Origin of the sequence: Streptomyces cynarae (genome assembly GCF_025642135.1) — a bacterium.
Taxonomy (GTDB): domain Bacteria; phylum Actinomycetota; class Actinomycetes; order Streptomycetales; family Streptomycetaceae; genus Streptomyces; species Streptomyces cynarae.
Genome location: NZ_CP106793.1, coordinates 6,057,882 through 6,076,483 on the forward strand (window position 1 = coordinate 6,057,882; position 18,602 = coordinate 6,076,483).

Genomic DNA, 18,602 nt, shown 5'->3' on the forward strand with positions numbered 1-18,602 from the left:
CTGTTGTCACCTTTGTACGGGTGATATGCCCCCTGCGTTCGGACGTCAGCCCCGGTCGGCCGCCGAACTGAGGACCGACGCCGACTTCGCCGCCCAGTCGGAGGTGATCACACTGGCGTGGTCGTGGGCGAGCAACGACAGGCGTGCCGCGACCTCGGCGTCCGTCGGGTCGGTGGACGAGATCGCCGGGGCGACGCCCGCCGCGTCCGTCATGATCAGGATGTAGTGGCCGGTGTCGTACCAGGACGTGTCGTAGCCGTTGTTGACGTACGTCGCCGCGTCTCCGTCGAAGAACACGAACCACGGGCGGATGGAGGCGTCGTAGCGGCTGGTGCGCGGGTCGCCGGAGGCCGCGCCGAGCACCGCGGGGAAGGCCTGAGCCTTGGAGATGTTCCCGGCGGCGTACAGGTCGCGCAGGTGGTCGCCGTACTCCCGGTCGGTCCAGTAGTGGTCGAACGGGTTGTTCATCTCGACCGTGCCGGGGATGAGTTCGAAGACGACCTTGCCCTTGAGGGAGTCCCGGGACGGCCAGGCGTTCGCCCTCGCGGCGGCGTCGAGCGTGGAGTAGGAGGAGCCGAGCAGGTCGGACGGCTTGTAGACGATGCTGCCGAGCTTCTGCTGCACCAGCGCGTCGAATTCGTCGGGTCCGAGGCCGCGGTTGTTGTTGAAGCCGTTCTTCATCTCCACCTTGAAGACGATCGGCCGGTGGTCGGGGTGCAGTTGGTGCCAGGCCGCGATGTTGTCGAGGCAACTGCCGAGATCCTGGTTGCGGTTCTTGCTGTACAGCTCGCTCGGGCTCTTCGCGGCCTCGCAGTTGTTGTCGTCGCCGAACGGATTGCTGTGACTGACCCGCCAGCGCTTGCTGATGCTGTCGGTGTAGACGTCCAGTTCCAGAAGTGAGGCCCCCGAGTCGAGGGCCTGAGCGAAGTAGGTGTACTTGTCCTTCTCGTACGCGTTGTGCGTCCCGATCGTGGTCGCGTCCGCGAACGTGGGCGACGCCGCGTGGGCGTTCCCCGGCACCACCGTCAGCATCGCGGCGGCACCCAGCAGCGCCGCCAGCCGTCTCACCACACGCATGGGCCAACTCCCCTGTGTCGTCACCGAGTTGGCGGAAGCGTAGGAGAGGGTGGTTACCGTACGGTAGCCCCTGGACGAAGGATTGGGAGCAGACCGGCCGCGTGGTTCAGAGGACCGCAGTTCGCTCTGGCGGCAGGATCAAGCCGAGTTGGCCGAAATTCCATCCCTTCCGTCAGGTGTGCTCCACCTCACATCCATTTAGGTTGTATGTAAAGTAGCGGCAATGTAGCTTCAAGATCGCCACCTGACCAGTGGCGGAAAAACGGGGTACAGCTTCATGCTCGCTGCCCGACCAGCGGCGAGAATGCAAGATCGCGCCCAGCCGTGTGCGGGCACGTCGTCCGGCCTGTTGTGGGCCAAACCGGGGGAATTCTTCATGTATTTCCATGATGACCGGCAGTGGCAAGAGCCTTGCCGGCGAGGCCGAGTGGACAGTTCAGACATCCGCGTCAGCGGCGGTTCTGCGAGCCTCCATCGTCGATAAACCGACAGGAAACAAGCACGTCTCGGCAACCGGGCTGCATCATTCGCGCCCGATGACGGTCAGTTGTGCCCCCTTACGGAATATCGATCCCTAGGAGAAACGCTTATGCGTAAGTTGTTCGCTGCCGGCCCTCTCGTCGCCACCGCCGTCGCGGCGTTGCTCTCCTTCGGCGCCGCCGCTCCCGCGGAGGCGGCGAGCGGATGGGCGGCGCATGTGCAATGCACCAAGATGCGCATCTCCGACAACACGGCCCATGGATTCGTCCAGGGGCACGGCGAAGCCAAGACGCAGCCGGACGCCTGGAAGGCGGCTATTAAGAACGCCAACGACCAGATGCCCACCGGCTACCGCGCAAAGCACTGCACGAAGAAGACGATCACGAGGATCTGATGCCATGAGGGCGCGCACTCTGAGGTTCGGCCTGTACGCGGACGAGCAGTGGCTGACATGGGTCAGGGAACTCGTCGAGGAAGCCGTGGCTTCCCGGAGCGCGCGAATCGTCGGAGTGACCGTCGCACGCACCCTCCCCGGGAGCGAACTGACGACCTCGGACGTGTACGGCATCCTGGCGGAACAGTGGGCCTTGGAGCATCCTGACCAGGACAGCGGTGCGCGAGAACCGGTCGAACTGTGCGTCCGGTTGGTCTGTTCCCTGCGGTCATGGCGAGCGATCCGCAAAGCGGTGATCCAGGCTTTGTGCCCGGAGGGCACGGAGCCCCACGCCTGCCGTGTTCCGTGGATCGCCGCCTGATCCGGTTCACGCATCCCCACGCCGTCGGCTCGATGCAGCCATGGATTTGCGGCTATGGATTTCCGGCATTCTCCGCCTCGCCTGTGTATTCGATGCGCACGGCGACCCGCTGTAGAACAAGGAATTGCTGCGATCAAATTCAGCAAGCAAAAAGAATTGATCCAGCCGAGTCGCAATCGTAAGATCAACGCGCCGGTCAAGGCGAAATCAAACCGAAAAGGAATTGTTCATGAGAATCAAAGGCGGACTCAAGGCCGTTGCTGCGGCAGGCGTCATAGTCATGGCCGCTGCCGCTCCCGCGCTGGCCAAGTCGGTCGACGTCAGCGGGGGTAGGTGGAGCTACGACGTGGGCGCGAACTACGCGTACTCGAACTTCTACCACAAGGTCAATTACCACTCGTCTTCCGTGCACGGTGCGATCTGGGCCTACAGCGGCTGCACCAAGAACGGGACGTGGTCCAAGGCCTCGGTGGAGAAGTCGGACATCCGCAACGACGCGTTCTACGACGCCTCCTGCTGACACCCATCCACACGCGGCCCAACGGGGTTGCCAGGCCTGACTGCGGGACGGCTGCCGTCCCTCCCGCAGTCAGGCTTTTCACAGTACATTCCCACGACGCGCTCCCGAGTGCCCGAACCTAGGTAACCGATGCTGCACCGAGGTATCAAGTTCGTCCACGCCGCCGTGCTGGTCATCTCCGCGATGACGGCCTTTCTGTTCGTGCGAGGGCTGGACGAGGAGTTGGTCCTGGGTAATTCGGCTCAGATCTGGGTGTTCGACTCCAACGATTCGGTGAGCGGCGCACAGGTGACCCGAGCCATCGCCTCGTTCTCGGTCGAGCACAGGGTCTCGGTGGCTCGCGAGCTGCCCGACACGAGGAATCCCGACGGTCGCCGACACCTGTATCTGACCTCGGGTGTCCCGAAATCCGATGCTGCGTCATGGCTGGACGACGGCTACCCCGAGTTCAGCAGGCAGTACGCAACGGATGTGCACCCGATCGCCGATCTCGGACAGCGGGACCCTCGAGGCTACTACTACGTCTTCGGATCGTCCGAGGCCGCGAATGCCCTGGTCTCCGAGTTCGCGGATCTCGGCCTGCGGGCAAGCGTGCAGCACCCGCTCTCGTACCGCGAACTCGTCCTTCGGTTCTCGGGCGGCGACCTGTTCCGGTCCTTCTTGGTGGTCGCTCTCGCCGCCGTGACGATGACCGGCGCAAGCGTGCTGCTGAGCGCGAAGGCGTACGCGGTCCTGCGCCTGCAGGGCAAGTCCTTCATGGACATCCTCGCCCGTGACCTCAGGCAGTTGGCGTTGTTCTGGTCGGTCGCAGCCGGTGCCGTGGCCACCGTCGTGCTGGCTCTCCTCGGCTTCTACAACGGTCTCGCCTGGCTGGGGCTGTTCGCCGGGGTGAGCGCGGTCCTCGCCGGCGTGCTCATCGTGCTGGTACTGGCCGCGCATGCCGCCGTGCTCGCGCTGACCTTCAGGGTCGAGGTACTGCGTGCCCTCAAGGGCGAGCTACCCGCCCGGGCGGCGTTCGTCTGCACCTACCTGGTGCGTGTCCCCGCGCTGCTCCTCGCGCTCGGTATCGCCATGGACATCGCGCTGGCGGGCCAGGACGTGCTTGCGCGTCAGGCCGACCAGGACACCTACGCCAAGGTGGGCGACGCCGTGACCATCCGCCTCAACGGCAGCCTGGTGGGCCAGGAGGAGCAGGTGATCACGCAGGTGGGCCGGTGGCTGCGGCGGGCCGACGCGGCGGGCGAGATCATTGTCGCCGGGCGCCGCGACCTGCAGGACGCCTCCTCCGACGCGCACCTCCCGCAGGGCGAGATGCTCATCGTCAACGAAACCTTCCTCGCCAAGCAGTCGGTCCTCGACCCGATGGGACGGCGCCACTCTCCGGTGGCTGAGGACGGGAAGGCGGCACAGGCCCGCGCGGTGCGCGTCATCGTCCCCGAATCCCTCGGCCGCCACGCGTCGGACATCAGCGCGGCGGTCCCCGATGTACTGGGCCGACTGGATCCGGATGTCCGTCGGCATTTGAGGGTGGAGACACTCCGGGCGCGAAGTGGCCAGAGCGTCTTCGGCTACAACTCCGGCGGACGCCCGAACGAGGACCGGTCGCTGGTGCGTGACCCGGTCCTCGTCGTGGTGCCGAACGGCTCGAAGATCCTCACCGACGACGCCTACACCGCGTTCGCCACCCAGGAGGGGATCGTCTTCCCCGACCCTCAGGATGCCCTGAACGCCATGGCGGCCGACAAGACCGGACTGGGAACGTATGTGACCTCCGTCCGTCCGGTCGGGCAGAGCGCCGCACTCGGGCTGAGGGACGCCGTCAACGGCCTCCGACTGCGGCTCTTCAGCCTCGTCGCGGGCGTGGCCGTGCTCCTCGCCACCGGCGTCGGCGTCTGTTTCATCCACGCGCGCAAGCACGCGCAGGCAGTCTTCGCGCAACACATCAGCGGTTGGACGTTCGTCGCAACCCACCGTTTCATCCTCGCCGTGGAAGGCGTCCTCGCGGTCTTCATCGCCTGGTGGGTGCCCATCCAGGTCTGGCAACAGCACCAGGAGGTACGGGAGTTCACCTCCCGCGGCATCCCCGCGCCCTTCCCGCCCGTCCAGATCACCGCATCGGACCTCGGTGTCATCGCCGGGCTGGTCATCACCGAAGTCTGTGCCGTGCTTCTCGCTCTCGCGGTGTTCCACCGGCGCATCGTGACGGACGGGGCTGCCGAGAGGTGAGCCGGCGCAGGCGCATTCCCCCCACTCAGCAGGAGCATTCAGGAGCATTGTCGTGATCGATATCGTCAAGCTGTCGAAGACCTTCGGCACCCGTACTCTGTGGTCCGATGTCACCGCCACCGTGAGCCGCGGCGAGATGCTCGCCCTTGTCGGCCCCAGTGGATCGGGGAAGTCCACCCTCCTCAACTGCATCGGGCTTCTGGACAAGCCGAGCGCGGGGACGATCCGTCATGAGGGAAAGGACATAACCCGCTTCGGACGGGGCGAGATCCGCCGATTCCGTCGCGATGTCCTCGGTTACCTCTTCCAGAGCTACGCCCTGATCGAGAACGCCACCGTCGCGGCCAATCTGGAGGTTGCCGTCAAGCCGCAACGGACCCTGCGGGGCAATGCCGGTACGACCGTCGCCGAGGCCCTCGACCGCGTTGGCCTGGCGGGGCGGGAGAAGGAGAAGATCCACCACCTCAGTGGCGGAGAGCAGCAGCGTGTGGCGCTCGCCCGGCTCATGGTCAAGAAACCGGCGCTCGTGCTCGCCGACGAGCCGACCGGCGCCCTCGACCATGCCAACACCACAGTGGTCATCGACATCCTCCGGGAGATGAGCGATGCCGGATGCGCCGTAGTCATCGCCACCCACGACGACTACGTGCGCGACCGATGCGACGCCGTCTACTCGGTCCACGAGAGTTCCCTTGTCGCTTGAGTGGCGACCCCGGCCGTCGATCACACATCCGCCGGGCGCTTCGGCCACGGCACCATGCTCTCGCACTGGCCTGTGCGCCAGAGAAAAACCGGACATGTACCGAAACAAGGTGAAGGCTGCCTCTCCTGCGAGTCGAACAGCCTCTGCGGACTCCTCCGCCGTCGCCTCACCGCTCCGTCGAGCAGCCTTTGTCACGGCCGTCACACTCACGGTGGCCGCGGCCCTGCAACAACTTCTGATCATCGTCGGGATGGGGGGACGGCTGCCCGGGTGGCAACCCTGGCCGTACCTGCTCGGAGCCGCCCCCGCTTGGCTGCTGTGCCGTCCCCGCTGGTCAAAGGCCGGCGTACCGGCCTCTGTACAGAGAACGCTGGCCCTGTTGCGGCGTGTGCCTGTCGAGGCGTACGTCGTGGGCGTACTCCTCCTGGCGTGCGGCGTCTGGGCGTGGTTGCAGGACGAAGAGCCTCACTTCGCGCACGAGGAAGCCGTCTACGCCAACAAGGCCCGCTTCTGGCTGGACGGCACCCCTGACGCGGGCTGGGGCCTCTACCGCCCCGTCGGCCTTCCGGCTCTGGGCAGGCTGGCGCTCGCCGTGCACGACGACGTCGGCGCCCTTCGCGTCGTCGCGCTGCTTCTGAGCCTGTTCACGCTCACAGTCGTGTATCTGGTCGCCGCTCAGTGGCTGTCGCGCCGCCGGGCCGTCGTGGTCATGCTCTTGCTGCTCAGCGGACTCGGTTTCCTCCGTCGGCTCCCTGAGTTCCTCAACGACATAGGCGCCACCGGGCTGTTGCTCATCGTGGTGTTCCTCGTGGTCCGGACGCAGGAGAAGAAGAACTCCCGGGCGCTGCTCCTGCTGCCGTTCGTCACGCTGGCCGCTTTCTACCTGCGGTACGGAGTCGTCGGAAACCTGCTCGCGATCACATCGGCCGCCGTCATCGCCTATGGGCCCCGTGCCTGGCTCGCCCAAGGGCGTCGCCTGGGTCTTGCGGCGGTGATCCTGGTACTCGGCCTCCTGCCGCACTTCGTCTACGCGACCAGGACCACCGGCTCACCGCTGGGAATCATCTTCTGGGCGACCGATCAGGCCGAACGCAGATTCGTGGGCGACGGACTCGTCTACTACGTCGCGATCTTCCCGTACCGCTTGGCCGGTGACCTGGGAGCCGTCGTCATGGCCGCGGGGCTCGTGGCGATGGGAGGGGCGATACGACGACTGTGGCGTTCCCATCGTCCGCATGGGGGCGAACTGCGCATGCACGACCGGCGCACCGCGTTTCTGGGCATGTCCGCCGTTCTGATCTGCGTCGTCCTGGGACTCGCCACGGACGGTGAGCCCCGGTTCATATATCTCTCGGTCGTGCTCCTCACCGTTCTGGGGGTGTCCGAGACAGCGGACCGGGTCGGCCACTGGGCATCAGGAGTACTTGCGGCCGTCGCGGTCCTGACCGCGGTCACGGTGCTCGGAACCGCTCAAGTCGTCGCCCACGGCGCGATGCCCGGCCCCGAACGACTCGGTGCCTCGACCGTGCCTGTGGCCCGGCAGCTCGCCTCCGACGAGCCCTGTCTCCTGGTGACCGGATACGAGCCCGAGATGGGCTGGTACTCCGGGTGCGACGCGGTCACATACAGCCAGTACCGTCGGATGGAACCGCCCCCTCACACAAGAGTCAGCCTTGTGCTCTTCGAACGAGGGCGCCTGCAACCCGGCCCGGCAGCCCTGAAGCAGCTGATCGGCGGGCGTGAAACCACAACGCGAAGGATCCCCACCCGGGGAGCCGTCGGCGACGCAACGGTGATCACACTGCACTGAGACCCGGCCGGGCGGCCGACCACCGCGCGGCGCAGACGCTCGTGCGTCCCGTCATGACCGAGTGCCGGTCCCGGCAGCCGCGACATGCCAGCTCGAGGGCCTGTTCCCGCAGGCCTGTTGCTTCGTGCCGGTTCCCTCAGCACTCGATGATGTTGACGGCCAGCCCGCCCCGCGCCGTCTCCTTGTACTTGACGCTCATGTCCGCGCCGGTCTCCTTCATGGTCTTGATGACCTTGTCGAGGGAGACCTTGTGCGAGCCGTCGCCGCGCATCGCCATCCGGGCCGCCGTGACCGCCTTCACCGCGGCCATGCCGTTGCGTTCGATGCACGGGATCTGGACCAGACCGCCGACCGGGTCGCAGGTCAGGCCGAGGTTGTGCTCCATGCCGATCTCGGCCGCGTTCTCCACCTGCTCGGGGGTGCCGCCCAGCACCTCCGCCAGCGCGCCCGCCGCCATGGAGCAGGCCGAGCCGACCTCGCCCTGGCACCCGACCTCGGCGCCGGAGATGGACGCGTTCTCCTTGAAGAGCATGCCGATCGCTCCGGCGGCCAGCAGGAAGCGCACGATCCCGTCCTCGTCCGCGCCGGGCACGAAGTTGATGTAGTAGTGCAGGACCGCCGGGATGATGCCCGCGGCACCGTTCGTGGGGGCGGTCACGACCCGGCCGCCGGCCGCGTTCTCCTCGTTCACCGCCATCGCGTAGAGCGTGATCCACTCCATCGCGCGGGCCGTCGCGTCGCCCTCGGCGCGCAGCTGGCGGGCGGTGACGGCCGCGCGGCGGCGCACCTTCAGGCCGCCGGGCAGGATGCCCTCCCGGGACATGCCCCGCGCCACGCACGCCTGCATGACCCGCCAGATGTCCAGCAGCCCGGAGCGGATCTCCTCCTCCGAACGCCACGCACGCTCGTTCTCCAGCATCAGCGAGGAGATCGACAGGCCCGTCTCCTTCGTCAGCCGCAGCAGCTCGTCGCCCGTGCGGAAGGGGTACTTCAGGACCGTGTCGTCGAGCTTGATGCGGTCGGCGCCCACCGCGTCCTCGTCCACGACGAAGCCGCCGCCGACCGAGTAGTACGTCTTGGAGAGCAGCTCCTTGCCCTCGGCGTCGTACGCCCACACCGTCATGCCGTTGGCGTGGTACGGCAGCGCCTTGCGGCGGTGCAGGATCAGGTCGTCGTCGAAGGAGAACGGGACCTCGTGCTCGCCGAGGAGCTTCAGACGGCCCTCCGCCTTGATCGCCTCGACCCGCTCGTCGGCCGTCTCCACGTCCACCGTGCGCGGGGAGGCGCCCTCGAGGCCGAGCAGGACCGCCTTCGGGGTGCCGTGACCGTGGCCGGTCGCGCCGAGGGAGCCGTACAGCTCGCAGCGCAGGGACGCCACCGAGGCCAGCAGGTCCTCGTTGCCCAGCCGGCGGGCGAACATGCGGGCCGCGCGCATCGGGCCGACCGTGTGGGAGCTGGACGGGCCGATGCCGATCGAGAACAGGTCGAAGACCGAGACGGCCACGGGTGACTCCTCACTACGGGGGTGGTGCAAAAGGGGGTGGTGCAGAAGGGGCGGTACAGGGGTGCGGGCACCGCGCACGCCGGTACTCCCAGTGTGCGCGGTGCCCCGCAGAAGGTGACCTACTTGTTCAGACCCGGGTACAGCGGGTGCTTCTCGGCCAGGGCCTTGACCCGGGCCTTGAGCCCCTCCGCGTCGTAGGACGGCTTCAGCGTCTCGGCGATGACGTCCGCGACCTCCGTGAAGTCCTCGGCCGTGAAGCCGCGGGTCGCCAGGGCCGGCGTGCCGATGCGCAGGCCCGAGGTGACCATCGGCGGGCGCGGGTCGTTCGGGACCGCGTTGCGGTTGACCGTGATGCCGACCTCGTGCAGGCGGTCCTCCGCCTGCTGCCCGTCCAGCTCCGAGTCGCGCAGGTCGACCAGGATCAGGTGCACGTCCGTGCCGCCGGTCAACACGTTCACGCCGGCCTCGCGCGCGTCGGCGGCCGTCAGCCGCTCGGCGAGGATCTTCGCGCCCTCGACGGTACGGCGCTGGCGCTCGCGGAACTCCTCCGACGCGGCGACCTTGAAGGACACCGCCTTGGCCGCGATCACGTGCTCCAGGGGGCCGCCCTGGAAGCCCGGGAAGACGGACGAGTTCAGCTTCTTCGCGAAGTCCTTCTTCGCGAGGATGATGCCGCCGCGCGGACCGCCCAGCGTCTTGTGGGTGGTGGAGGTGACGACATCGGCGTACTCCACCGGGTTCGGGTGCAGGCCCGCCGCGACCAGACCGGCGAAGTGCGCCATGTCCACCCACAGGTACGCCTCGACCTCGTCCGCGATCCGGCGGAACTCGGCGAAGTCCAGCTGCCGCGGGTACGCCGACCAGCCCGCGATGATCACCTTCGGGCGGTGCTCCTTGGCGAGCCGCTCGACCTCGGCCATGTCGACCCGGCCGGTCTCGTCCACGTGGTAGGCGACCACGTCGAACTGCTTGCCCGAGAAGTTCAGCCGCATCCCGTGGGTCAGGTGGCCGCCGTGCGCCAGGTCCAGGCCGAGGATGGTGTCGCCGGGCTGGGCCAGCGCGAACAGGGCGGCCTGGTTGGCGGAGGCGCCGGAGTGGGGCTGCACATTGGCGTACTCCGCGCCGAACAGCTCCTTGATCCGGTCGATGGCGATCTGCTCGGCGACGTCGACGTGCTCGCAGCCGCCGTAGTAGCGGCGGCCGGGGTAGCCCTCGGCGTATTTGTTGGTGAGGACCGAGCCCTGCGCCTCCATGACCGCCAGCGGGGCGAAGTTCTCGGAGGCGATCATCTCGAGGGTGGACTGCTGGCGGTGCAGCTCGGCGTCGACCGCTGCGGCGACCTCCGGGTCGAGCTCGTGCAGGGACGTGTTCAGAACGGTCATCTGCGGGTGCGCTCCTCAGCCGGCGACGTGGGCGTCGTACTCGTCGGCGGACAGCAGGTCGGCCGGCTCCTCGGACACGCGCACCTTGAACAGCCAGCCGCCCTCGAACGGCTCGGAGTTCACCAGCGACGGGTCGTTGACCACGTCCTCGTTGACCTCCGTGATCTCGCCGGTGACCGGGGAGTACAGGTCGCTGACCGACTTCGTCGACTCCAGCTCGCCGCAGGTCTCGCCCGCGGTCACCGTGTCACCGACCTCCGGGAGCTGGACGAAGACGACATCGCCGAGCGCGTTCGCCGCGTGCTCCGTGATGCCGACCGTCGCGACGCCGTCCTCGGCGTCCGACAGCCACTCGTGCTCCTTGCTGTAGCGCAGCTGCTGGGGGTTGCTCATGGCCTGAATTCTCCTGTACGCGGGGGAGTGGTGGTGAAGGGAGTACTGCTGGAGACGTGCGTGAGCACGGCGGAGGTGCGCGGGATCACGTCACCTGTCCGCCGAGTGCCTACTTCTGGCGCTTGTAGAACGGCAGTGCCACGACCTCGTGCGGCTCGTGGCTGCCCCGGATGTCCACCCCGACCCCGGGCGTGCCCGGCGCGGAGTGTGCGGCGTCGACGTACGCCATCGCGATCGGCCTGCCCAGCGTGGGGGAGGGCGCCCCGGAGGTGACCTCGCCGATCACCTCGCCGCCCGCGACGACCGGGTAACCGGCCCGCGGCACGCGGCGGCCCTCGGCGACCAGGCCGACGAGGACGCGGGGCGGGTTCTCCTGAGCACGGGCCGCGGCCTCCTCCAGCGCGGCACGCCCCACGAAGTCGCCCTCCTTCTCGAACTTCACCACCCGGCCGAGCCCGGCGTCGAAGGGCGTCAGCGAGGTGCTCAGCTCGTGCCCGTACAGCGGCATGCCCGCTTCCAGGCGCAGCGTGTCGCGGCAGGAGAGCCCGCAGGGGGCCAGACCGACGGGGGCGCCCGCCTCGGTCAGCGCCTGCCACAGCTTCTCGGCGTGCTCGGGCGCGACGAACAACTCGAAGCCGTCCTCGCCGGTGTAGCCGGTGCGCGCGATGAGGGCGGGGACGCCCGCCACCGTGCCGGGCAGGCCGGCGTAGTACTTCAGGCCGTCGAGATCGGCGTCGGTGAGGGACTTCAGGATGCCGGGCGACTCGGGGCCCTGGACGGCGATCAGCGCATACGCGTCCCGGTCGTCGCGCACCGCGGCGGCGAAGCCCGCGGCACGCTCGGTCAGCGCGTCGAGGACCACCTGGGCGTTGGAGGCGTTGGCGACGACCATGTACTCGGCGTCGGCCAGCCGGTAGACGATCAGGTCGTCCAGGATGCCGCCGTCCTCCCGGCAGATCATGGTGTAGCGGGCGCGGCCCACGCGGACGGAAGCGATGTCGCCGACCAGCGCGTGGTTGAGGAACCGGTCCGCCTCGGGCCCGGTCACCGTGATCTCGCCCATGTGCGAGAGGTCGAACAGCCCCGCCTTGGTGCGGACGGCGACGTGCTCGTCGCGCTCGGAGCCGTACCTGAGGGGCATGTCCCAGCCGGCGAAGTCGGTCATCGTCGCGCCGAGCGAACGATGCAGGGCATCGAGCGCGGTGCGGCGCAGGGGGCTACTGCTCATCGGTTGTGCTCCCAGGGCGTGGGTCCCCCCGCGCGAGCGAATTCGAGCGTGGGGGAGGGCGAGGTCGGTCCTCCCCATCTGTCATCGGAACCTGAGAGGTTCGCCATGAACGCCCGCACGGCGGGTCGTCACGGCTTGCACCTTGGGTGGAGCCACCGAGAAGCGGCCCGCTTTCCAGATGTGCCTCGCCCGCGCGGTATCGGGGCCTGAGAGATTCAAGGGAGGGACTTGCTCCTTCGGCGCCCGGGCCCACGTACGTACCCCGTACGTCCCCGGAACTCTCCCGCGCGGATTCAAGCGGCCGGTATGCAGTTGGCGCGCACATCATTGCACGCCTCGCCCGATCGTGGCAGGCCGCGTGGGCATCCGGCCCGGGACCGCCGGCGTGACCGGCTTCCGGACGCATCTGTGACCGGCTTGTGGCAGTACGCGAACGCCATCGGGGGAAACCGTCCATTACCTTCTCTTTACACTCGGCGGGGATGGGACTTCCTGACCGCAAGGGAGGACGATCACGGTGGACAGGACGACGGCGTACGCCATGACCACGGGCATCGCGGTACCCCGGCAGCCCGGAGCCCCGGCCCGGGAGGCGGCGCGCCGGTGCCGGCGCCGGTGGTCCGCGACCTGCGCGACCGAGGGGGCCACAGCCCGTACGGGCTCACCTTCGGCGCCCGCGACCTCGTCGTGGTCACCGGCCTGCCCGGCAGCGGCAAGTCCACGCTCATGCGGCGCACGGTGCGCGGCGCCCGCGTCGACTCCCAGGACACCCGCGACCGCTGGGACGCGCGCCTGGCACGCTTCCTGCCGTACGGGGTCTACCGCCCCCTGGTCCGCCTCGCGCACTACGCGGGCCTGCGCCGGGCCCTGCGCGCCGGCAGCGGAGTCGTCGTGCACGACTGCGGCACCCAGACCTGGGTGCGCACCTGGCTGGCCCGCGAGGCCCGGCGCCGAGGCGGCACGCTGCATCTGCTTCTGCTCGACGTCACCCCCGACACGGCCCTGGACGGCCAGCGCGAGCGGGGCCGAGGCGTCTCCAGGTACGCCTTCCTGCGCCACCGCCGCGCCAATCGTCATCTGCTGCGCGCCGTCGAGCGGGGCAGGCTCCCGGAGGGCTGCGGCTCGGCGGTCCTGCTCGACCGCGACGCGGTGGACGTGCTGCGCCGGATCGACTTCGCGGACCGCCCGGAAGGAGCGGAATGAATCGCGCCGCCTTCCTGCGCCACCGCCGCGCCAATCGTCATCTGCTGCGCGCCGTCGAGCGGGGCAGGCTCCCGGAGGGCTGCGGCTCGGCGGTCCTGCTCGACCGCGACGCGGTGGACGTGCTGCGCCGGATCGACTTCGCGGACCGCCCGGAAGGAGCGGAATGAATCGCGCCGCCCGCGCACCCGTTAGCCTTTTCGCCACACCAGTGGTACTCGGCAGGCGGTAGGCAGATGGACATCCCGGCGGACCTTCCCGCGGACTTCCCGGCACAGGCGCACCCCCATCCGCACGGCGGATGGCCGGGCAACGAGCTGGAGGAGGTGCTCTCCGCCTCGCTCGGCATCCCCTCGGCGGGCGGCCGGATCGTCGAGGTGCTGGGCCGCAGCTTCCTGTGGGTGCCGCTGCCGAACGGCGGCGGCCCGCACAGCGGCCCCCTCGACCTGCCCACACTGGACATCGAGGGACAGGCGTACGTCCCGGTGTTCAGCTCTGAGGAGCAGTTCCGCCACGCCGCCGGCGGCCACATGTCGTACACCATCGCGCCCGCCGCCGAGTTCGCCCGCGGGCTGCCCCCGCAGGTCGGCATCGCGGTCAACCCGGGCGGCGTGGTCGGCATACCCCTGCCTCCGGAGGCGGTGGCCGAACTGTGCCGCGTCGGACGCACCCCGCTGGACGGCCCCACGACCGGCGGCCGCGTCCGACTCTTCGAACCGGACTGGCAGGACGACCCGGTGGACTTCCTCGCCGCCGCGTCCGCCGAGTTCGCGGCGACCGGCGTGGTCCTCACGGCACGCCGCTGCCTTGCCGCCGTCGAGACGGCGGACCCGGTGCTGTTCGTCGGCGTGGAGCTCTCCCAGTGGGAGGGCGACCTCCGCACCCTCCCCATGGACGCCCTCGGCCGCGCCCTGGCCAAGGTGGCGGTCGAGTGGCCGGTCAACCTGGTCCTCCTGGACGTCGCCCAGGACCCGGTGGCCGACTGGATGAGAGAGAAGGTCCGGCCGTTCTACCAGCAGGGGTACTGAGCAGGGCGCTCCGTCAGGGGCGCCCCCTCAGGGGCGCGGGGCTGTGTCGATATACGGCTCCGCCGCGTGGGCGCGCCCAGCCACGAACGAGCCGCACCCGCCGGCCTGCAGCAGAGCCCGAGCTCTTGGGCGCCCGCGGCCGGCGGCAGCCACCGCGCACCGGCTGTCAGCGGACCCACCTAACCTGGTTTCATATGCGGAGCACATCGTCAGCGAAGGGGCGGTAAAGGGTGAGCGGGGTGAGCGCGAGCGGCACCACGGCCGGCCAGGTCGAACACATGCTGCGCCAGGTGACGCCCGGGCGTTACGACGCCTACGAGGCGCTCCTGCGCGCGCTCGCAACCCCGTCCACCGGCAGGGTCTGGATGCTGCTGTGGCACGGCCAGGCCGGCTCACCCGACGCCCAGTACGCGACCATGGAAGTGGACGGCAACGGCTACGCGCCGTGCGTCACCTCCGCACAGGAGCTTTCGGCCAGCGGCTGGACCCGCTCCTACGAGGTGATCGACGGCGCCGACGCGGCCCGCGCCCTCTACCCCGGCCACTACGGCCTGTGGCTCAACCCGCACGCGCCCGGCGGTGGCGTCGGCATCCCCTGGCTGGACCTGCGCCGCATCGCCGCCGGCCTGGAGCACCAGCCCGCGGGCCCCCTCAGGCTGTCCGAACCGGCCATCGAGATCCCACAGTTCTACGCGCTGCTCACCCAGAACGCCCACCGCACGCCCGCCGTGCGCTCCCTGCGCCGCGCCTGGGTGCAACCCGCCCTCGGCGCCCCGTACTTGGCGATCGGCCTGGACGTCTACGACACCTCACCGCCCGCCGTCGACTCGGTGCGGGCGATGATGCAGCAGTCCGTCACGGCCGTCCCGGAGGGCCTGCCGGTGTCGACGGTCGCGCTGTCCGACGAGGACGACCCGGTGGCGATGTGGCTCCGGGTCAACTCCCGCCCGTTCTACGACCGCGAGGCCCACGCCCCGGCACCGGCCCCCGCGGCGGGCGGCTACGGCTATCCGCCGTTGCGCGGGGCGTACTGACGTCCGTACTTCCCGGGCGGAGGACTTGGTTCGGTAGCCGGAGCTCTTCTTCGCGCGTAGATGAGGGTGGATGGTCCCTCTCTCGCGTGAAGTGTCCTAATTTGCTGGTGTCCGCACCGCGTTACCAGCTGTCCGGATAACGGATCTCCCCAGTCCGCATCACGTTTATGCATCCTTTCTTTGCCAAGTCTGGCCACTGATCGCCGAAGCATTGAAGACTCCGGCTTCAAGGGGTTCGCCCCTGTGTACGACGGACTGATTCATGCCGCCACCGCGGCAAGTGCGGGCCGGCCACCGCCGGTTGAGAGGGGTCCCTGCCAGATGACGGCACCATTGCACGAGCCGACTGCGGAAGCGGCCCCGGGGGCGGCCGAGGAAGCAGCAGCTGCCGCCACCGACGCGAAAGCCGTTCAGGGCCGCTCCCTGGGACGGATCGCCTGGGAGCGTCTCAAGCAGGACAAGCTCGCCCTCACGGGCGGCATCGTCGTGCTCGTGCTCATCGCGGTCGCCCTGCTCGCGCCCGTGATCTCCAACCTGGTCGGGCAGGATCCCGACGCGTACCACGAGAACCTGATCGACCCGCTCTTCGGCACCCCCAAGGGGTCCCTGGGCGGCATCAGCGGCGATCACCTGCTGGGTGTCGAGCCGGTCAACGGCCGTGACATCTTCGCCCGCATCCTCTACGGCGCGCGGGTCTCGCTGCTGGTCGGCTTCCTGTCCGCCATGGTCGCCGTCATCCTCGGCACCGTCCTGGGTGTCCTGGCCGGCTTCTTCGGCGGCTGGGTCGACTCGATCGTCAGCCGCGTCATGGACGGTCTGCTCGCCTTCCCGCAGCTGCTGTTCACCATCGCGCTGGTCTCCGTCATGCCGAACAACATGCTGGGGCTGACCGGCTCCAGCGTGCGCGTGTTCGTGATGATCCTGGTCATCGGCTTCTTCGGCTGGCCCTACATCGGACGCGTGGTTCGCGGCCAGACGCTCTCGCTGCGTGAGCGCGAGTACGTCGAGGCGGCCCGCTCGCTCGGCGCCGGGCGCCTCTACATCCTCTTCAAGGAGCTGCTGCCCAACCTCGTCGCGCCGATCATCGTGTACACGACAATGATGATCCCCACCAACATCCTCACCGAGGCGGCACTCAGCTTCCTGGGCGTGGGCGTCAAGCCGCCCACGGCCTCCTGGGGACAGATGCTTTCGAGCGCGATCGACTACTACGACTCGGACCCCATGTACATGGTGGTCCCGGGCGTGGCGATCTTCATCACCGTTCTTGCATTCAACCTCTTCGGCGACGGCGTGCGCGATGCGCTGGACCCGAAGGGCTCCCGCTGAACTGCCGTACCCGAAGCTTCCCGTGGCACCTGCACGGGGTCTCTCATCAAATCCGGAGGATCCGAGATCGTGACTACCCAACGCACCTCAGGGCGGCGCAAGCAGGCCATGGCCGCTGCCGCCGTGGTCGCCGCGCTGCTGACCACGGCGGCGTGCGGCGGCGGCAACGACGACAACAGCGGTTCGAAGAACGGTGCGGCCGGCTTCGACGCGGCGAACAACAAGGTCGCCCAGGCCTCCCTGGCCAAGAAGGGCGGCACGCTGAAGTTCGGTGGGGCCCAGGACGCCGACTCGTGGGACACCACGCGCGGCTACTACGGCTTCGCCTGGAACTTCATGCGCTACTACAGCCGCCAGCTCGTCACGAACAAGACGGAGCCCGGTAAGGAAGGCGCCAAGCTGACCCCGGACCTCGCCACCGGGCTCGCCAAGGTCTCCGACAACGGCAAGACGTACACGTACACGCTGCGTGACGGGATCACCTGGGAGGACGGCAAGCCGATCACCTCCAAGGACGTCAAGTACGGCATCGAGCGCGTGTGGGCGCAGGACGTGCTGTCCGGCGGCCCGACCTACCTGAAGGACTTCCTGGACCCGGACGGCAAGTACCAGGGCCCGTACAAGGACACGTCCGCGGACCACCTCGGTCTGAAGGCGATCGACACGCCCGACGACAAGACGATCGTCTTCCACCTGCCCAAGGCGAACGCCGACTTCGAGGAAGTGCTCGCGCTGACCTCGGCGTCCCCGGTCCGCCAGGACAAGGACACCAAGTCCAAGTACGCGCTGCACCCGTTCTCCTCGGGCCCGTACAAGTTCCAGTCGTACAACCCGGGCAAGGACCTCACTCTGGTCCGCAACACCAACTGGAAGCAGTCCTCGGACCCGATCCGCAAGGCGTACCCGGACAAGATCACCGTCCAGTTCTTCTCCGACGCCAACCAGCTGGACCAGCGTCTGCTCAACGGTGACATCGATCTGGACATCAACCAGACCGGCATGTCGCCCCAGGGGCGTACCACCGCCCTGAAGGAGCACAAGGCCAACCTGGACAACCCGGTCTCGGGCTACATCCGTTACGCGGTCTTCCCGCAGAGCGTGAAGCCGTTCGACAACGAGCACTGCCGCAAGGCCGTCATCTACGGCGCCGACCACGTCTCCCTGCAGACCGCCCGCGGTGGCCCCGTCGCCGGTGGTGACATCGGCACCAACATGCTGCCGCCGTCCGTCCCGGGCGCCGAAGGCCAGAAGTACGACCCGTACGAGCTCGCCGGTGCCAACAAGAACGGCAACGCCGCCAAGGCCAAGGAAGAGCTGAAGGCCTGCGGCCAGCCCAACGGCTTCAGCACCACCATCGCCGTCCGCAACAACAAGCCGGTCGAGGTGGCCACCGCCCAGTCCCTGCAGGCGTCGCTGAAGAAGATCGGCATCAACGCCCAGATCGACCAGTACGACGGTTCGCAGACCACCGGCATCATCGGTAGCCCCGACAACGTGAAGAAGAAGGGCTACGGCATCATCGTCATGGGCTGGGGCCCGGACTTCCCGACCGTCCAGGGCTTCGGTCTGCCGCTGTGGGACAGCAAGTACATCCTGCAGAGCGGCAACAACAACTACGCCCTGATCAAGGACAAGACGATCGACGGCCTGTTCGACCAGTACGTGAACACGCTCGACGACGCGAAGAAGACCGAGATCGCCACGCAGATCAACCACAAGGTCATGGAGGGCGGCTACTACCTGCCCTTCGTCTTCGAGAAGTTCATCAACTGGCGTTCGAACCGGCTGGCGAACGTGTACACGACCGACGCGTACAGCGGTCAGTACGACTTCGTCAACCTGGGCCTGAAGTCCGCGAAGTAAACCCGGCACACCCGCCGTACGGCACGAAAGGCAGGTGAAGGCCGGCGCGGCGTGACCGCGGGCCACCGGA

General features: G+C 68.4%; 16 protein-coding genes, 1 pseudogene and 2 riboswitches. Of the genes and pseudogenes, 12 read left to right on the plus strand and 5 right to left on the minus strand.

Going from position 1 to position 18,602, the window contains the following annotated elements:
• Positions 1-45: 45 nt before the first annotated feature.
• Positions 46-1,077, minus strand: a complete 1,032-nt coding sequence (locus tag N8I84_RS27615; protein WP_263232185.1) for a phosphatidylinositol-specific phospholipase C domain-containing protein — start codon at positions 1,075-1,077, stop codon at positions 46-48.
• A gap of 589 nt (positions 1,078-1,666) precedes the next feature.
• Between N8I84_RS27615 and N8I84_RS27620 the strand changes: the two genes are divergently transcribed.
• From N8I84_RS27620 to N8I84_RS27645, 6 genes are all read left to right on the plus strand, one after another.
• Complete coding sequence (locus N8I84_RS27620) at positions 1,667-1,951, plus strand: hypothetical protein (protein WP_263232186.1); 285 nt, start codon at positions 1,667-1,669, stop codon at positions 1,949-1,951.
• Between the two features lie 4 nt (positions 1,952-1,955).
• The gene (locus N8I84_RS27625; protein WP_263232187.1) at positions 1,956-2,312 is read left to right on the plus strand and encodes a hypothetical protein; all 357 of its coding nucleotides are present in this window, start codon (positions 1,956-1,958) and stop codon (positions 2,310-2,312) included.
• 229 nt (positions 2,313-2,541) lie between these two features.
• Positions 2,542-2,832 (plus strand): lactococcin 972 family bacteriocin, encoded by a 291-nt coding sequence (locus tag N8I84_RS27630; protein ID WP_263232188.1) that lies wholly within the window; start codon positions 2,542-2,544, stop codon positions 2,830-2,832.
• A 129-nt stretch (positions 2,833-2,961) separates the two neighbouring features.
• Positions 2,962-5,058, plus strand: a complete 2,097-nt coding sequence (locus tag N8I84_RS27635; RefSeq protein WP_263232189.1) for a hypothetical protein — start codon at positions 2,962-2,964, stop codon at positions 5,056-5,058.
• Between the two features lie 52 nt (positions 5,059-5,110).
• A complete protein-coding gene (locus N8I84_RS27640) occupies positions 5,111-5,761 on the plus strand; it encodes an ABC transporter ATP-binding protein (RefSeq protein WP_263232190.1) in 651 nt (216 codons plus the stop codon).
• A 388-nt stretch (positions 5,762-6,149) separates the two neighbouring features.
• A complete protein-coding gene (locus N8I84_RS27645; RefSeq protein WP_263234908.1) occupies positions 6,150-7,571 on the plus strand; it encodes a glycosyltransferase family 39 protein in 1,422 nt (473 codons plus the stop codon).
• A gap of 136 nt (positions 7,572-7,707) precedes the next feature.
• Here the strand turns inward: N8I84_RS27645 and N8I84_RS27650 are convergent, their stop codons facing one another.
• The 4 genes from N8I84_RS27650 to gcvT form a co-directional block, all read right to left on the minus strand.
• The gene (locus N8I84_RS27650) at positions 7,708-9,075 is read right to left on the minus strand and encodes an L-serine ammonia-lyase (RefSeq protein WP_263232191.1); all 1,368 of its coding nucleotides are present in this window, start codon (positions 9,073-9,075) and stop codon (positions 7,708-7,710) included.
• Positions 9,076-9,194: 119 nt separating this feature from the next.
• Positions 9,195-10,457 carry a serine hydroxymethyltransferase gene (gene glyA / locus N8I84_RS27655; RefSeq protein WP_263232192.1) on the minus strand — a complete coding sequence of 421 codons (1,263 nt, stop codon included), beginning with the start codon at positions 10,455-10,457 and terminating at the stop codon, positions 9,195-9,197.
• A 15-nt stretch (positions 10,458-10,472) separates the two neighbouring features.
• Positions 10,473-10,850, minus strand: coding sequence for a glycine cleavage system protein GcvH (gcvH, locus tag N8I84_RS27660; RefSeq protein WP_263232193.1), 378 nt, complete (start codon positions 10,848-10,850; stop codon positions 10,473-10,475).
• Positions 10,851-10,959: 109 nt separating this feature from the next.
• Positions 10,960-12,078 (minus strand): glycine cleavage system aminomethyltransferase GcvT, encoded by a 1,119-nt coding sequence (gene gcvT, locus N8I84_RS27665; protein WP_263232194.1) that lies wholly within the window; start codon positions 12,076-12,078, stop codon positions 10,960-10,962.
• Positions 12,079-12,146: 68 nt separating this feature from the next.
• A riboswitch (glycine riboswitch) is annotated at positions 12,147-12,262 on the minus strand.
• Positions 12,263-12,374: riboswitch (glycine riboswitch) on the minus strand. It lies immediately after the preceding riboswitch.
• Positions 12,375-12,595: 221 nt separating this feature from the next.
• Here gcvT and N8I84_RS27670 point away from each other — a divergent pair.
• From N8I84_RS27670 to N8I84_RS27695, 6 genes and pseudogenes are all read left to right on the plus strand, one after another.
• Positions 12,596-13,281 (plus strand): annotated as a pseudogene (locus tag N8I84_RS27670) (AAA family ATPase).
• A complete protein-coding gene (locus N8I84_RS27675; protein WP_263232195.1) occupies positions 13,278-13,448 on the plus strand; it encodes a hypothetical protein in 171 nt (56 codons plus the stop codon). Before N8I84_RS27670 ends, N8I84_RS27675 begins: the two are co-directional and overlap by 4 nt.
• Before the next feature lie 66 nt (positions 13,449-13,514).
• Entirely contained in the window at positions 13,515-14,306 is a 792-nt protein-coding gene (locus N8I84_RS27680) for an enhanced serine sensitivity protein SseB (protein WP_263232196.1), read from the plus strand.
• A 239-nt stretch (positions 14,307-14,545) separates the two neighbouring features.
• Positions 14,546-15,340: an enhanced serine sensitivity protein SseB C-terminal domain-containing protein gene (locus N8I84_RS27685; RefSeq protein WP_263234909.1), complete on the plus strand. Its 795-nt coding sequence runs from the start codon at positions 14,546-14,548 to the stop codon at positions 15,338-15,340.
• A 321-nt stretch (positions 15,341-15,661) separates the two neighbouring features.
• A complete protein-coding gene (locus N8I84_RS27690; RefSeq protein WP_263232197.1) occupies positions 15,662-16,669 on the plus strand; it encodes an ABC transporter permease in 1,008 nt (335 codons plus the stop codon).
• A 69-nt stretch (positions 16,670-16,738) separates the two neighbouring features.
• Complete coding sequence (locus tag N8I84_RS27695) at positions 16,739-18,532, plus strand: ABC transporter substrate-binding protein (protein ID WP_263232198.1); 1,794 nt, start codon at positions 16,739-16,741, stop codon at positions 18,530-18,532.
• Positions 18,533-18,602: the final 70 nt, after the last annotated feature.

Bases quoted from the DNA above. Each gene is read 5' to 3' on its own strand.
- N8I84_RS27615 (WP_263232185.1), bottom strand. From the start codon at position 1,077: ATGCGTGTGGTGAGACGGCTGGCGGCGCTGCTGGGTGCCGCCGCGATG.
- N8I84_RS27620 (WP_263232186.1), top strand. From the start codon at position 1,667: ATGCGTAAGTTGTTCGCTGCCGGCCCTCTCGTCGCCACCGCCGTCGCG.
- N8I84_RS27625 (WP_263232187.1), top strand. From the start codon at position 1,956: ATGAGGGCGCGCACTCTGAGGTTCGGCCTGTACGCGGACGAGCAGTGG.
- N8I84_RS27630 (WP_263232188.1), top strand. From the start codon at position 2,542: ATGAGAATCAAAGGCGGACTCAAGGCCGTTGCTGCGGCAGGCGTCATA.
- N8I84_RS27635 (WP_263232189.1), top strand. From the start codon at position 2,962: ATGCTGCACCGAGGTATCAAGTTCGTCCACGCCGCCGTGCTGGTCATC.
- glyA (WP_263232192.1), bottom strand. From the start codon at position 10,457: ATGACCGTTCTGAACACGTCCCTGCACGAGCTCGACCCGGAGGTCGCC.
- gcvH (WP_263232193.1), bottom strand. From the start codon at position 10,850: ATGAGCAACCCCCAGCAGCTGCGCTACAGCAAGGAGCACGAGTGGCTG.
- gcvT (WP_263232194.1), bottom strand. From the start codon at position 12,078: ATGAGCAGTAGCCCCCTGCGCCGCACCGCGCTCGATGCCCTGCATCGT.
- N8I84_RS27675 (WP_263232195.1), top strand. From the start codon at position 13,278: ATGAATCGCGCCGCCTTCCTGCGCCACCGCCGCGCCAATCGTCATCTG.
- N8I84_RS27680 (WP_263232196.1), top strand. From the start codon at position 13,515: ATGGACATCCCGGCGGACCTTCCCGCGGACTTCCCGGCACAGGCGCAC.
- N8I84_RS27690 (WP_263232197.1), top strand. From the start codon at position 15,662: ATGACGGCACCATTGCACGAGCCGACTGCGGAAGCGGCCCCGGGGGCG.